At 61.7% G+C, this 12,664-nt stretch carries 11 protein-coding genes; 7 read left to right on the forward strand and 4 right to left on the reverse strand.

Annotated features, from left to right (window positions below; all coding sequences use genetic code 11):
* Positions 1 to 7: 7 nt before the first annotated feature.
* The 4 genes from nudC to HOP51_RS03160 are packed head-to-tail and all read right to left on the reverse strand — an operon-like array spanning position 8 to position 2,828.
* Positions 8 to 796 (reverse strand): NAD(+) diphosphatase, encoded by a 789-nt coding sequence (nudC, locus tag HOP51_RS03145; protein WP_234272484.1) that lies wholly within the window; start codon positions 794 to 796, stop codon positions 8 to 10.
* Positions 783 to 1,547 (reverse strand): DNA polymerase III subunit epsilon, encoded by a 765-nt coding sequence (dnaQ, locus tag HOP51_RS03150; RefSeq protein ID WP_234272485.1) that lies wholly within the window; start codon positions 1,545 to 1,547, stop codon positions 783 to 785. The genes nudC and dnaQ overlap by 14 nt, the downstream gene beginning before the upstream one ends.
* A gap of 5 nt (positions 1,548 to 1,552) precedes the next feature.
* The gene (rnhA, locus tag HOP51_RS03155; protein WP_234272486.1) at positions 1,553 to 2,050 is read right to left on the reverse strand and encodes a ribonuclease HI; all 498 of its coding nucleotides are present in this window, start codon (positions 2,048 to 2,050) and stop codon (positions 1,553 to 1,555) included.
* A complete protein-coding gene (locus HOP51_RS03160) occupies positions 2,043 to 2,828 on the reverse strand; it encodes a class I SAM-dependent methyltransferase (RefSeq protein WP_234272487.1) in 786 nt (261 codons plus the stop codon). Before HOP51_RS03160 ends, rnhA begins: the two co-directional genes overlap by 8 nt.
* A gap of 215 nt (positions 2,829 to 3,043) precedes the next feature.
* Between HOP51_RS03160 and gloB the strand changes: the two genes are divergently transcribed.
* From gloB to HOP51_RS03195, 7 genes are all read left to right on the forward strand, one after another.
* On the forward strand, positions 3,044 to 3,811 hold the full coding sequence (gene gloB, locus HOP51_RS03165) for a hydroxyacylglutathione hydrolase (RefSeq protein ID WP_234272618.1): 768 nt from the start codon (positions 3,044 to 3,046) through the stop codon (positions 3,809 to 3,811).
* Between the two features lie 54 nt (positions 3,812 to 3,865).
* The gene (locus HOP51_RS03170) at positions 3,866 to 5,026 is read left to right on the forward strand and encodes a transglycosylase SLT domain-containing protein (protein WP_234272488.1); all 1,161 of its coding nucleotides are present in this window, start codon (positions 3,866 to 3,868) and stop codon (positions 5,024 to 5,026) included.
* Between the two features lie 111 nt (positions 5,027 to 5,137).
* Positions 5,138 to 6,970: an extracellular solute-binding protein gene (locus tag HOP51_RS03175; protein ID WP_234272489.1), complete on the forward strand. Its 1,833-nt coding sequence runs from the start codon at positions 5,138 to 5,140 to the stop codon at positions 6,968 to 6,970.
* Positions 6,971 to 7,018: 48 nt separating this feature from the next.
* Positions 7,019 to 8,092 (forward strand): microcin C ABC transporter permease YejB, encoded by a 1,074-nt coding sequence (locus HOP51_RS03180; RefSeq protein ID WP_234272490.1) that lies wholly within the window; start codon positions 7,019 to 7,021, stop codon positions 8,090 to 8,092.
* Positions 8,093 to 8,096: 4 nt separating this feature from the next.
* A complete protein-coding gene (locus HOP51_RS03185) occupies positions 8,097 to 9,176 on the forward strand; it encodes an ABC transporter permease (RefSeq protein ID WP_234272491.1) in 1,080 nt (359 codons plus the stop codon).
* Positions 9,169 to 10,770 carry an ABC transporter ATP-binding protein gene (locus tag HOP51_RS03190; RefSeq protein WP_234272492.1) on the forward strand — a complete coding sequence of 534 codons (1,602 nt, stop codon included), beginning with the start codon at positions 9,169 to 9,171 and terminating at the stop codon, positions 10,768 to 10,770. The genes HOP51_RS03185 and HOP51_RS03190 overlap by 8 nt, the downstream gene beginning before the upstream one ends.
* Before the next feature lie 136 nt (positions 10,771 to 10,906).
* Positions 10,907 to 12,664: a GGDEF domain-containing protein gene (locus tag HOP51_RS03195; protein WP_234272493.1), complete on the forward strand. Its 1,758-nt coding sequence runs from the start codon at positions 10,907 to 10,909 to the stop codon at positions 12,662 to 12,664.

The raw sequence follows: 12,664 nt of genomic DNA on the forward strand, positions 1-12,664 counted from the left end.
TCTCATTTCAGCCTGCCGGTTTGGCGGCACCGTTTGCCACTTCGGCAAGGTGGGTCTCGATCAGTGCCCGCGAGATGGAGTACGGGGGCGGCAATTGCGGCAGCCGGCTTGGCAGGAACCAAGCGGCATCAGCGATCTCGATACCGTCGATGCGTATGCGGCGACTTGCAGCTTCGGCAAAGAAGCCCAGCATCAGCGCGTGGGGAAAAGGCCAGGCCTGGCTACGGTAATAGCGAATCCGCCCTACGCTGACTCCCACTTCCTCGTATATCTCGCGGTGCACGGCCTCCTCGGCGGACTCGCCAGGCTCAATGAAGCCCGCCAGAGTGGAGTAGCGTCCAGGAGGAAAGCGTGGGCTGCGGGCCAGCAGCATGGCATCGCCATGGGTGACCAAGGTGATGATGCAGGGCGATATGCGGGGATAGTTACGATGTCCGCACTGCTCGCAGTGCATGGCGAACTCGGCGTCGAGTCGTGATGCGGGCGCCCCGCAACGGCCGCAGTAACGGTGGTCGCGCAACCAAGCCGCCACCTGCAAGGCAGTGGAGATCAATGGAAACCAGGACTCGGGAAGACGGGAAAGCCATTGGCGACCGTCATGCCAGTCTTCCCCTGCCTGCTCTTCCACCGATAGAGCGATCGGTTCGTCATGCCAGTAAGCCAGCGGCTGGACACTCTCCGGCCAAGGTTGCTCTGGCTGTAGCGGACTGTCATCGAGCCCGGGGGCGATTTTCCCGGCCGCGACCCGAATCAGTCGCCCATGGCTGGCTTCGAGTGGCAGCTCACGGCGCAGCATCCTGGCTCCCCGCAGGCTGATCCACCAGCGCATCCCAGTGGCAGCTTCCGGACGCCTGGCGAATCTGGTCGAGTTTGGCCCGATGCGCCGCGAGTTCGGCGTCGTTGGGCCGCAATACGCGAAGGCTGCCGGCGGCAAGCGACATGCGCCGTATCGATAGGCCGCTGGCCATGGCCTGGTTGTCGCTGCGCTCCTCGGCATCCAGTGACAATGCGGTCTGTCCACCTGTCATTGCCAGGTAGACGTCGGCCAGGATCTCGGCATCCAGCAAGGCGCCATGCAGGACACGGCGGCCGTTGTCTATCTCGTAGCGCTTGCACAGCGCATCGAGGTTGTTGCGCTGGCCTGGATGACGTTCGCGGGCCATTTGCAAGGTATCGAGGATACGACAGTGCTCGGCCACCGGTCCCAGGCGCGGCTCGCCGCGAGCCGCCAGCAGCAGATTGAACTCGTGGTCGATGAAGCCGACGTCAAAGGCGGCGTTGTGAATGACCAGCTCCGCACCGCGCACGAACTCCCAGAAGGCGTCGGCCACTTCGGCGAAAACCGGTTTGTCGACGAGGAACTCGTTGGTGATGCCATGCACCTCGATGGCCTCGGCCTCGACCTCGCGCTGGGGATTGATGTACTGGTGATAGGTGTTGCCCGTGAGGCGCCGATTGACGAGTTCGACGGCGCCGATTTCGATCAGGCGGTGCCCCTCACGGGGATCGATGCCGGTGGTTTCGGTATCCAGAACGATCTGACGCATGGTCTCTAGGGCTCAGGTTGGGTGGCTTGCGACTTGTTGCGTGTCCAGTGGGCATCGATGGCGGCGTTGGCCAGTGCATCGGCCCGCTCATTGCCGGGATGTCCGCTGTGTCCTTTGACCCAGTGCCAATGGATGCGATGGCGATGGGTCTCCTCGAGTAGCTCCCGCCATAGCTCGGCGTTCTTGACCGGCTGTCTGCTCGCTGTCTTCCAGTTGCGCTTCATCCAGCCGTGTATCCATTCGGTGATGCCCAGGCGCAGGTATTCGGAGTCGGTCCAAAGCTCCACCTCGCACGGCCGCTTCAGCGCGCGCAACGCCATGATCGCAGCCATCAGCTCCATGCGGTTGTTGGTGGTACCGGCCTCGAAGCCATTGAGGGTTTTTTCATGCCGGCCACTGATCATGACAGCGCCCCACCCCCCCGGCCCCGGATTACCGCGGCAGGCACCGTCGGTATAAATGGTCACACTGGGGAGCGGCTTGCCGTTGTCGCTGTCACTCAACTTCGGTGGTCCTTCTGCTCGGTTCCGGGGTGGGGCTGCCGACACGGGTGGCGTGGCCCAATGCACCGCCGCCCAGGGTGCCCTGAAGCCTCAGCCTGGGGCGCTGGCTCTGGGCAAGCCGGCTGCGGCGACGGGCGCGAATGATGTAGCTGTCGCCCAGCGGCACATTATGCCGTCGCCCCAGTGTCTCCAAGGCGGCATTGTTCGGCAGGCTGCCAGGCAGGTGAAAGCCGCAGTAGTCTACCCGCTCAACACGGAAGTCGACAAACGCAAGCCAATCGCCGAGCTTGCCGGGCGTGCGCCAGTGTCCCCGCCACGGCAGACGGTTGCGGCGCCCCGGCGAGAGGCGCGACAGTCCCGTTATGCCGAGCGGCATCCAACCGAGCACGATCAGGCAGCCATCGTCGGCAGTGACCCGAGCCGCTTCTTGCAGCAGCCGATGAGGTTCGGGGACGACCTCCAGCAAGTGATGCACGATGACCAGATGCAGACATTCATCGGGGAGTGCAAGCGCATCCAGGGGGCACACCAGGGAAGAAGCATGCTCGGACAGCTCGGCCGTAGGAGCCCAGCGCATGTTGTGCCGGATGGGGGACATGTCGGTAAGCGAAGGTCCCATGCCAAGCTCCAGGCTATGCCCTCCGTGCAGGCTCTCACAAATCGGCCCCAGACAGGCCCGCTCGGCTCGCCAGTGGGCCTGACCATCGTCAGTGGACCAGTAGCGGCGCCCCTCACGATACAGCCTTGCCAGGGCGAGCGCTTCATGCGGGTTTGACATTGCTGACCATTACCTCCATGATCACCGGTTTTGCGGGTCATTTTCGGCATTTTAGCCGTGCTCGCCTCTGCGGCCCTGTGGGCTACCCACTTTGGTCTGGTACCTCCGTGGTATTCCCCGGCATGCCGTTGAGTGTGAGAAACGGGCCGGCAAACGCCATCCACCCTGTCGGTTTACGACGCGTAGTTTACGACGCGACGAAGGACATGACGCCTATGCTGAGCGTGACACCGATTCCCGCTTTTAGCGACAACTATATCTGGCTCATGCGCCAGGATACGAGCCCCGATGCCTGTGTCGTGGATCCTGGCGACGCCGAGCCAGTCATCCGTGTCCTCGAGCAAGAGGGTCTCACACTCGGCAGCATTCTCGTCACTCACCATCATCACGATCATACCGGTGGTCTGCCCGAACTCATCGATCGCTACTCACCGCAAGTGATCGGCCCCGACAACCCGAACATTGCCGGCCTGACGGAGCGGGTTGGGCATGGCGACACCTGTCGGGTCATGGGGCGGCGCTTCGACGTCTATGAAGTTCCCGGCCACACCCTCGATCACATTGCCTTCTTTACCGCCGGCATACCACCGCTGCTGTTTTGCGGCGACAGCTTGTTCTCGGCAGGCTGCGGCCGCCTGTTCGAAGGCAGTCCCGAGCAGATGTACCGCTCACTGCAGACCCTGGCCGGATTGCCGGACGACACCCTGGTTTTCGCTGCTCATGAATACACTCTGGCCAACCTCAGGTTTGCCCAGGCAGCCGACCCGCATAACCAGGACGTTGCCGATGTTTTGGCCGAGGCCCAGCGTGCGCGCGATCTCGACCGCCCGACGCTGCCGAGCCACCTGGCTCGGGAAAAGCGCATCAATCCATTCCTGCGCTGCGGCGATCCCGATGTGCGTGCCACGGCATCGCAGCATGGCAACACGGATACCGAGCAGGCCACTTTCGCTACCTTGCGTGCCTGGAAAGACAGTTTCTGAGAATCGGCGCATCCCATGGGCAGCGTGAACGACACCTGCTCTGAAGGAGAACGTATGACTTATCGAACGACGCGGCAATGGACCTTGGTCCTTGCTGGAGGCATCGCTTTGATCGGTGCACTGACGGCAGCCAGTCCGGCTTTGCTGGCAAGCCCGCACTCCGGCGCCACGCCGCCAATGCCGACCCACCATTTCTGGGACGATCTGAATCTCGACTTCCTGCCCGGCGATGCCTGGGAGAGGCTGCGCGACAACCTGGCATGGCATGATCGGCGTCACGATTCCCGCGTTCAACAATGGATAGAACACTACCGTGCCAATCCCGATAACGTGGCGGAAATCATCGAGCGTGCCCGGCCTTGGATGGCCTGGATCACCGAGCAGGTAGAGTTGCGCGGGCTGCCCGGCGAAATCGGTTTGATCCCCTTCATCGAGAGTTCCTACGACCCGCAGGCCCGCAGCCATCGCGGTGCGGCCGGTCTGTGGCAGTTCATGCCCGGTACTGCGGATGCCCTGGGGCTGCGTCGCCTCAACGGTTACGATGCGCGCCTCGACGTCGTCGCGTCGACCCGCGCCGCGCTGGACTACATCGAGCTGCAGGCCGAGCAGTGGTACGACGGCGATATCGAGCTCTCCCTGGCGGCCTACAACGCCGGTGCGGGTACGGTGAACCGGGCGCGCCACACGGCGGCATCCCAGGGCGTCCCCGATAGCTACTGGCACCTGCAGTTGCCCAACGAAACGATGAACTACCTGCCCAAGCTCAATGCCATTGCCGCCATCATCGATAACCCCGAGGCCTACGGCGTGGCACTCCCCGAGATCGACGATACCCCCGCCTTCGCCAAGGTACCGGTCAATGCACCCATCAATCTGTCGCAACTGGCCAGTGTGGCCGGTGTCGATCGGGAAGAGCTCGTTGCCCTCAATCCCGGGCTGACCAATGGCAGCGCGAGCCCCGCCACGGTCGACACGGTACTGGTACCGATCGAGCAGGAGGAGGCTATTCTTGCCGAGCTGAGCTCACCGGCCTCCCGCTCGGCACCCGCCGCCGGCGAACGTTATCTGGTCCAGCGCGGCGATAGCCTTTCCGCAATTGCCAGCCGCCACGGCATCAGCGTGGCCGAACTCCGTCAGTACAACGGCTTGAGTGGTGACATCATTCAGATCGGCCAAGCACTCGACATCCCGCGGCGCAGCCTGGCAGCGCGTTGACGGCTCGGTCGGCCACCTCCCAAGACCGAGGTTTACAAGCGGCGGGCGGCCTGACACCTTATGTCGATAACGCTCGGGCTCCCGGGCCAGTTTCGATCAAGGATGTCATTGATGCGGTTCGTCTTGCGTACCACTCTCGTCTGCTGCCTGTCGTTCACCGGGTGGGCTCCCCTGTTCGCTGCCGAAGCGGATGAGGTGCCCACCGTTCATGGCCTGGCGCTCTACGATGCTCCGGCCCTGCCCGTAGGTTTCAGCCACTTCCCCTATGTCAATCCCGAGGCGCCCAAGGGCGGCAGCATGACCCAGTCCGCTGTGGGAAGCAGCTTCGATTCGACCAATCCTTTCATCATCCGTGGCACGCCGGCCATTGGCATCGGGCAGATCTACGATACCTTGCTGACCGAGAATGTCGACGAACCATTCAGCGTCTATGGCCTGCTGGCGGAAGGCATACGGCTGGATCCGGATCGCTTGTGGATCGAGTTCGATCTGCGTCCCGAGGCGCGTTTCCACGATGGCGAACCGCTGACGGCCGACGACGTGGTGTTCAGCTTCAACCTGCTGATGGAGGAAGGCAATCCCTTCTATCGCGGCTACTACGCCGACGTGGAGGACGTGGTTGCGCTCGACCGCCATACCGTACGCTTCGAATTCGCCTCCAACCATTCGCGTGAGTTGCCGTTGATCGTCGGTCAGTTGCCGATCCTGCCCAAGCACTACTGGGAGACGCGTGAGTTCGGCACGCCGACCCTGGCGCGTCACCCCGGCTCCGGCCCGTATCGCATCGCCAGTGTCGAACCGGGCCGTCGCATCGTCTATCAGCGCGACGAGGAGTATTGGGGCCGCGACCTGCCGGTCAACGTCGGCCGACATAACATCGACCGCTTGATCTACGACTATTACCGCGATCGCGACATTGCCTGGGAAGCCTTCAAGGCGGGCGTGCTGGACTATCGCATCGACGCCCGCGCGGCGACCTGGGCCATCGGTTACGACTTCCCCGCCTATCGTGACGGGCTGGTCAAGCGAATTACCGTCCCGGACGGCCAGCCTTCCCGCATGCAGGCCTTCGTGTTCAACCTGCGGCGTGAGAAGTTTCAGGACATACGGGTGCGTGAGGCGCTCAACCTGACGTTCGATTTCCCCTGGCTCAATGCCAATCTCTTCTACGATACCTACCACCCCACCAAGAGCTATTTCCAGAACTCCGAGATGGCGGCAGAGGGCCTACCGAGCGAAGCGGAAATCGAGCTGCTCGAACCGCATCGCGACGAACTGTCCGAGCGCGTATTCGACAGTGCCGTGCCCATCGACCATCCCGACGATCTGCGGGAGCGTCTGCGCCTGGCCTATGAGCTGCTGCTCGAGGCCGGCTATGAAGTGCGCGACGGCAGGCTGGTCGATGAGCGCGGGCGCCCGCTGACCATTGAGGTCATGCTCTTCGATAGCGGCATGGAGCGCGTCGTACAGCCGATGCTGCGCAACATGTCGCGGCTCGGCATCCAGGGGCGGTTGCGCATTGTCGATATCAACCAGTTTCTCAATCGCCTGCGCAGCTTCGACTTCGATATCATCGTCGGGCAGTTCCCCCAGTCCAATAATCCGGGCAACGAGCAGCGCGAGTTCTGGACCAGTGAGTTTGCCCAAACGCCCCAGAGCCGCAATCTGATGGGACTTGAGAGCCCTGCCGTGGATGACCTGGTGGAGCGCCTGATCCGGGCCGACAGTCGTGAGGAGCTCAACACCGCGACACGTGCGCTCGATCGAGTGCTGCTATGGAGCTTCATCACCATTCCCCAGTACCATTCCGGCGAGACACGGATCGCGGTATGGGACAAGTTCGACTACCCGGAACCTTTCCCCAAGTATGGCTTCGACCTCGAAGCCTGGTGGGTAGATACCACGCGCGAAGCCGAGATCAACCGGCGCCTGCGGCGCCGCTAGGCCAACAATGAATGCACGCAGACAACGAACGTACAAGGATGACCTGACGTGAGCCGCTACATCCTGCGCCGCCTGTTGCTGATGATTCCGACATTGATCGGCATCATGCTGCTCAATTTCGTCATCGTCCAGGCCGCTCCGGGCGGGCCGATCGACCAGATGCTGGCACGCTTCGAAGGCATGGATGCCATGGCCAGCACGCGTCTTGATGCCGGCGGTGGCGACGTGGTGGTGCAGGATGAATCGCGTGGCGCCAGGGGCATCGATCCTCGCTTCATCGAGCAGTTGGAGCAGCAGTTCGGTTTCGACAAGCCGGCCCACGTGCGCTTTCTGACCATGATGCGTGATTACGCGACCTTCGACTTCGGCAACAGCTTCTTCCGTGATCGGCCTGTGGTCGAATTGATGATCGAACGGCTGCCAGTCTCGATATCGCTGGGGTTGTGGACCACCCTGCTGGTCTATCTGATCTCGATTCCCCTGGGCATCCGCAAGGCGCTGCATCACGGCTCCCGTTTCGATGTCTGGACATCTGGGCTGGTCATCGTCGGCTATGCGATCCCCGGCTTTCTGTTCGCCATTCTGCTGATCGTGCTGTTCGCCGGCGGCAGCTACTGGGATCTGTTCCCCTTGCGTGGGCTAACCTCACCCGACTTCGACGAGCTGAGTGCCTGGGGCAAGGTCAAGGATTACTTCTGGCACATCACCCTGCCGGTCACGGCCATGACCATCGGCAGCTTCGCCACCTTGACCATGCTGACCAAGAACAGCTTTCTCGATGAGATCCACAAGCAGTACGTGCTCACTGCGCGCGCCAAGGGCGCGAGCGACAGCCGCACGCTCTATGGCCATGTATTCCGCAACGCCATGCTGATCATCATCGCGGGCCTTCCCGGTGCCCTGGTCACTATCTTCTTCACCGGCTCGCTGCTGATCGAGGTGATCTTTTCGCTCGAAGGGCTCGGGCTGCTCGGTTTTGAAGCAGTGATGCAACGCGACTACCCGGTAATCTTCGGCACGCTGTTTCTGTATACCTTGATCGGGTTGATCCTCAAGCTGGTTTCCGATCTCACATATGTGTGGGTGGATCCGCGCATCGATTTCGAGACACGGGAGTCCTGAGCCGATGACATACGCATCCAAGCTCTCCCCCATTGTGCAGCGCCGTATCAGCGTCTTCCGCAGCAACCGGCGCGCTCGAGTCTCACTGTGGGTCTTCCTCGCCCTGTTTGTGGTGAGCCTCGGCGCCGAGTTGATCGCCAACGACAAGCCCGTGCTCATGCGCTATGACGGGCAGTGGTACGTGCCACTGCTGGTCGACTACCCCGAGACGGAATTCGGCGGTTTCCTGCCGACCCGCGCCGATTATCATGACCCGTTCATTCGCGAGCAGATCGAAGCGCACGGCTGGGCCATCTGGCCGCTGATTCCCTTTTCCTATCAGACCCTGGACATGCAGATGATGCGGTCCTCTCCCTCGCCGCCCGATTCACGCCACTGGCTGGGCACGGATGACCAGGGACGCGACGTGCTGGCCCGGGTGATATACGGCTTCCGTCTCTCGGTGGCCTTCGCCCTGGTACTGACCGCCGGTTCGTTGGTCATGGGGGTAATCATCGGCGGCATCCAGGGCTATTTCGGCGGCAAGACGGACCTCATCGGGCAACGTCTCACCGAGATCTGGTCCGGGCTGCCTGTGCTGTTCCTACTGATCATTCTGGCAAGTTTCGTGCAACCGGGCTTTTGGTGGCTACTAGGGATCATGCTGCTGTTCTCCTGGCTTGGGCTGGTCGATGTGGTACGAGCGGAGTTCCTGCGTGCCCGCAACCTGGAATACGTGCGCGCAGCCAAGGCCATGGGCTTGCCCTCGCGGCTGATCATGTGGCGTCATGTGCTGCCCAATGCCATGGTGGCCACGCTGACCTTCATCCCCTTCCTGTTCACCGGCGCCATCACCACCCTGACGGCTCTTGATTTCCTCGGCTTCGGGCTGCCACCAGGTTCTCCCTCGCTGGGTGAACTGGTGGCCCAGGGCAAGAACAACCTGCATGCGCCATGGCTCGGTATCACTGCTTTCGTCAGTCTCTCGCTAATGCTTTCGTTGCTGGTCTTCATTGGCGAGGGCCTGCGCGACGCCTTCGACCCCCGGCACATCCAGCATGCCCCCAGCGCCACACCGTTGACCAGGACCCAGCCCAATGCCTGAGACCCATACTGAAACACTGCTGCGTCTCGACAAGCTGTCGATCGCCTTCGACGGCAAACCGGTGCTCAAGGAGCTGACCCTTGAGGTGCGCCGTGGCGAAACGCTGGCTTTGGTCGGCGAGTCCGGCTCCGGCAAGTCGGTTTCGGCACTGGGCGCCATGAACCTGCTGCCGAGCAATGCCCTGGTTCAGGGAGGACGTTGGCTTGGCGATACGGACCTGACCAAGCTTCGGCCGCGGGATTGGCAAGCGCTACGCGGTGGCCGTGTCGGTTTCGTGTTTCAGGAGCCGATGACGTCGCTCAACCCGCTACACACCGTAGCCAAGCAGATCGGCGAGACGCTTCGCTTGCATCAGGGAATTTCGGGGCGCGAAGCGCGGGAGCGAACCCGCAAACTGCTCGAGCAGGTGAAGCTGCCGCGTGCCGAGGAGCTGCTCGATGCCTGGCCGCACCAGCTGTCCGGCGGCCAGCGCCAGCGAGTCATGATCGCCATGGCCATCGCCAACGATCCCGAGCTGCTGATCGCCGACGAGCCCACCACGGCGCTGGATGTCACCGTGCAGCAGGAAATCCTCGCCCTGCTCGCTGAACTACGCGATCGTCATGGCATGGGGATGCTGTTCATTACCCACGACCTCAATCTGGTACGACGCCATGCGGACCGGGTCTGTGTTCTATACGGTGGCCGCGAACAGGAGACCGGCCCGGTTGGCGAGGTCTTTGTTTCGCCGCGCAGCGCCTATACCCGTACGCTGCTGGATGCCGAGCCGCGTGGGCGGCCGGTGCCCGTGACGTCATCCAAACGTCTGCTCGAGGCACGAGGCATTACGGTGAGTTTTCAACGTCCCAAGCGCCTCTTTGCCAAGCGACCTCCCGCCTTCGAAGCCGTGAAGCCGATCGACCTGCACCTGGCGCCTGGCGAGACGCTCGGCATCGTTGGTGAATCCGGCTCCGGCAAGACCACCTTGGCCATGGCCCTGTTGCGCCTGGTGGAAAGTCGCGGCGAAATAGAACTCGACGGCGAGCGGCTCGACCAGCTCACCGGAAATGCGCTGCGTAAGCGTCGTCGGCGCATTCAGGTGGTCTTTCAGGATCCCTATGGCTCGTTGTCGCCACGCATGCCGGTCTCCGACATCATCAGCGAAGGACTCAGGTTCCATTACCCTGCCCTCACCGAAGAGCAGGTGGCGAAGCGCGTGCGCGCGGCTATCCAGGAAGTCGGGTTGCCTGCTGACTGCGCTTCACGCTATCCGCATGAATTTTCCGGTGGGCAGCGCCAACGTATCGCCGTGGCGCGCGCCTTGATACTGGAGCCAGCGCTTGTCGTGCTCGACGAACCCACTTCAGCGCTGGATCGTACCGTGCAGAAGCAACTCGTCGAACTGCTGCGCAATCTCCAGGCTCGGCGAGGATTGAGCTTCCTCTTCATCAGCCATGACCTTGCGGTGGTACGGGCCATGGCACACCGGATCCTGGTACTAAAGGACGGCGCCTTGGTTGAGCAAGGTGAATGCCAGGCCCTGTTAGCGGAGCCTGACAATGAATATACACGTGCCTTGGTGAAAGCGGCGGGACTGAATCCAGAGCTCTTGTGAAAACAGTTACAAGGCTGGTAGACGATGATCCAAAAGAAAGATAACGGTATAATACTTCTCTAAGGATTCGAAGGCGAACTGTAACCACTCCCGACTTATACTACATCGTTGCCTGCGAAAACTGGAAACGTTATTCATGCGCTGCCTCGCCCATTCATCGTGGCTTTTCGCACTATTGCTGCTGGTGTCGTTGTTATTTCCAACCAGCTTGCAGGCGTCCCCTTCTCCGCTGGATCTCACCGAGGGTTGGGAATACCGCTGGGGCGATTCGCCGCGATTTGCCGACGATACTCCGGCATGGCTCGTCGAGGAGGCACCCAATGGCGCCTGGCAGGCCATCGGCTTCCCCTCCAACCCACCCGCACGTAATGGAAACCGTTACGTTTGGTTCCGAATCACCCTGCCCGCAGGCGAATGGCGCGATCCGGTACTTTACATCTTCAGTATCGACCTACTGGCTCAAGTGTTTCTGGATACTGAACTGATCTATCAGCACGGCAGTTTCGATGCAGATGAAGAAGGCCGCTTCGTCGGCTGGCCCTGGCATATGATCAGCCTGCCCGAAGACTACGCCGGCCGCCAGCTCGCTTTCCGGGTCTACTCCAATTACACCGATATTGGCTTATGGGGCGAAGTCCGGCTAATGGATCGCCCCGATGTCCTCAGCATGATCCTGAGCCGATCGGCAGCCGACCTGGTAATTGCCGCCTTCTGCCTCTTACTCGCCTTACTGGCGGGCGTCTTTGCGCTGATTCAACAGCATAGGCAGAGTTTCGCCGGCATCGGTCTCTTCTCGCTCGCCTCCGGCATCATGGTGCTTGCCGAAACTCAGGCCAGCCAGCTGCTGCTGGCCAAGCCGCTGCTATGGAGCTATTTGGCCGCAGCCGGCTACTATGCCCTTCCCGTCGGCATAGGACTACTGCTCGAGCCTTGGTTCAAGGCACGGCATTCACTGTGGATCCGTCGCCTCTGGCAACTGCATCTAGGCTATCTGGTATTCGCTCTGGGGCTAGCCCTCTCGGGAGTTGTCAACCTTTCGACAACTTTCCCGGTCTACGACGTCCTATTGGTTGTCAGCCTGCCCACGCTGTTCCTCTTCGTCTCGCTGCAACTGAGGCAGCTCAGCGGTGAGCAGCAACTGGTGATCGCCGCCTATGGCGTGCTCGCTCTGTTGCTGCTGTTCGACATGGCAGTGGCTCACGGTTTTCTCCCGTGGCGACTCATTCCGGTCAGTCTCGGTGCCCTGATCTTCAGTCTCGCCATCGTGGCAATATCGCTGCGTCACTATGCCCGCACCCAGCGCGAACTGGTCAAGCTCAACCAACACCTGGAGCTACAGGTCACGGAACGAACCCATGCGTTGCAGGACATGGTCGAGAAATTCAGAGCCTTCTCCTACCAAGACCCGCTGACGGGACTGAAGAACCGTCGCCACTTCGATGAGATCTTCGCTCACGAAGCGGCCATTGCCCGACGCGGTGCAACGCTGACCCTGGTCATGCTCGATATCGATCACTTCAAGCACTTCAACGACCTACACGGCCACGAGGCAGGCGATGCAGTACTGGTGGCAACAGGCCAACTGATCGGCGAGCACTTCCGAGAGGCCGATGTCGTCTGTCGCCTGGGCGGAGAAGAGTTCGTCGTAGTCATGCCAGGCGCAAGCGCGGAGCAGGCCTGTGAAGCAGTGGAAAGGCTATTGCGCACGATGCGCCAACGGCGCTTCCAGCATGGAGAAGCATCGCTCGGCCGGGTGAGTTTGTCCTGCGGCGTCGCCAGCTATCCTGAGCATACCGATGACCCTCTCGACCTGATTCGCTTGGCCGACCTGGCTCTCTATCGTGCCAAACACTGTGGTCGCGATCGCAGCGAAACCTACGAATCCTCAGCCTGA

Origin of the sequence: Billgrantia zhangzhouensis, from assembly GCF_021404465.1 — a bacterium.
Lineage (GTDB): Bacteria > Pseudomonadota > Gammaproteobacteria > Pseudomonadales > Halomonadaceae > Halomonas > Halomonas zhangzhouensis.

What these genes read in the sequence shown, in the direction of transcription:
- HOP51_RS03175 (WP_234272489.1), top strand. Translation starts at nt 5,138, where the DNA reads ATGCGGTTCGTCTTGCGTACCACTCTCGTCTGCTGCCTGTCGTTCACC.
- gloB (WP_234272618.1), top strand. Translation starts at nt 3,044, where the DNA reads ATGCTGAGCGTGACACCGATTCCCGCTTTTAGCGACAACTATATCTGG.
- nudC (WP_234272484.1), bottom strand. Translation starts at nt 796, where the DNA reads ATGCTGCGCCGTGAGCTGCCACTCGAAGCCAGCCATGGGCGACTGATT.
- HOP51_RS03185 (WP_234272491.1), top strand. Translation starts at nt 8,097, where the DNA reads ATGACATACGCATCCAAGCTCTCCCCCATTGTGCAGCGCCGTATCAGC.
- HOP51_RS03190 (WP_234272492.1), top strand. Translation starts at nt 9,169, where the DNA reads ATGCCTGAGACCCATACTGAAACACTGCTGCGTCTCGACAAGCTGTCG.
- HOP51_RS03195 (WP_234272493.1), top strand. Translation starts at nt 10,907, where the DNA reads ATGCGCTGCCTCGCCCATTCATCGTGGCTTTTCGCACTATTGCTGCTG.
- dnaQ (WP_234272485.1), bottom strand. Translation starts at nt 1,547, where the DNA reads ATGCGTCAGATCGTTCTGGATACCGAAACCACCGGCATCGATCCCCGT.
- HOP51_RS03160 (WP_234272487.1), bottom strand. Translation starts at nt 2,828, where the DNA reads ATGTCAAACCCGCATGAAGCGCTCGCCCTGGCAAGGCTGTATCGTGAG.
- HOP51_RS03170 (WP_234272488.1), top strand. Translation starts at nt 3,866, where the DNA reads ATGACTTATCGAACGACGCGGCAATGGACCTTGGTCCTTGCTGGAGGC.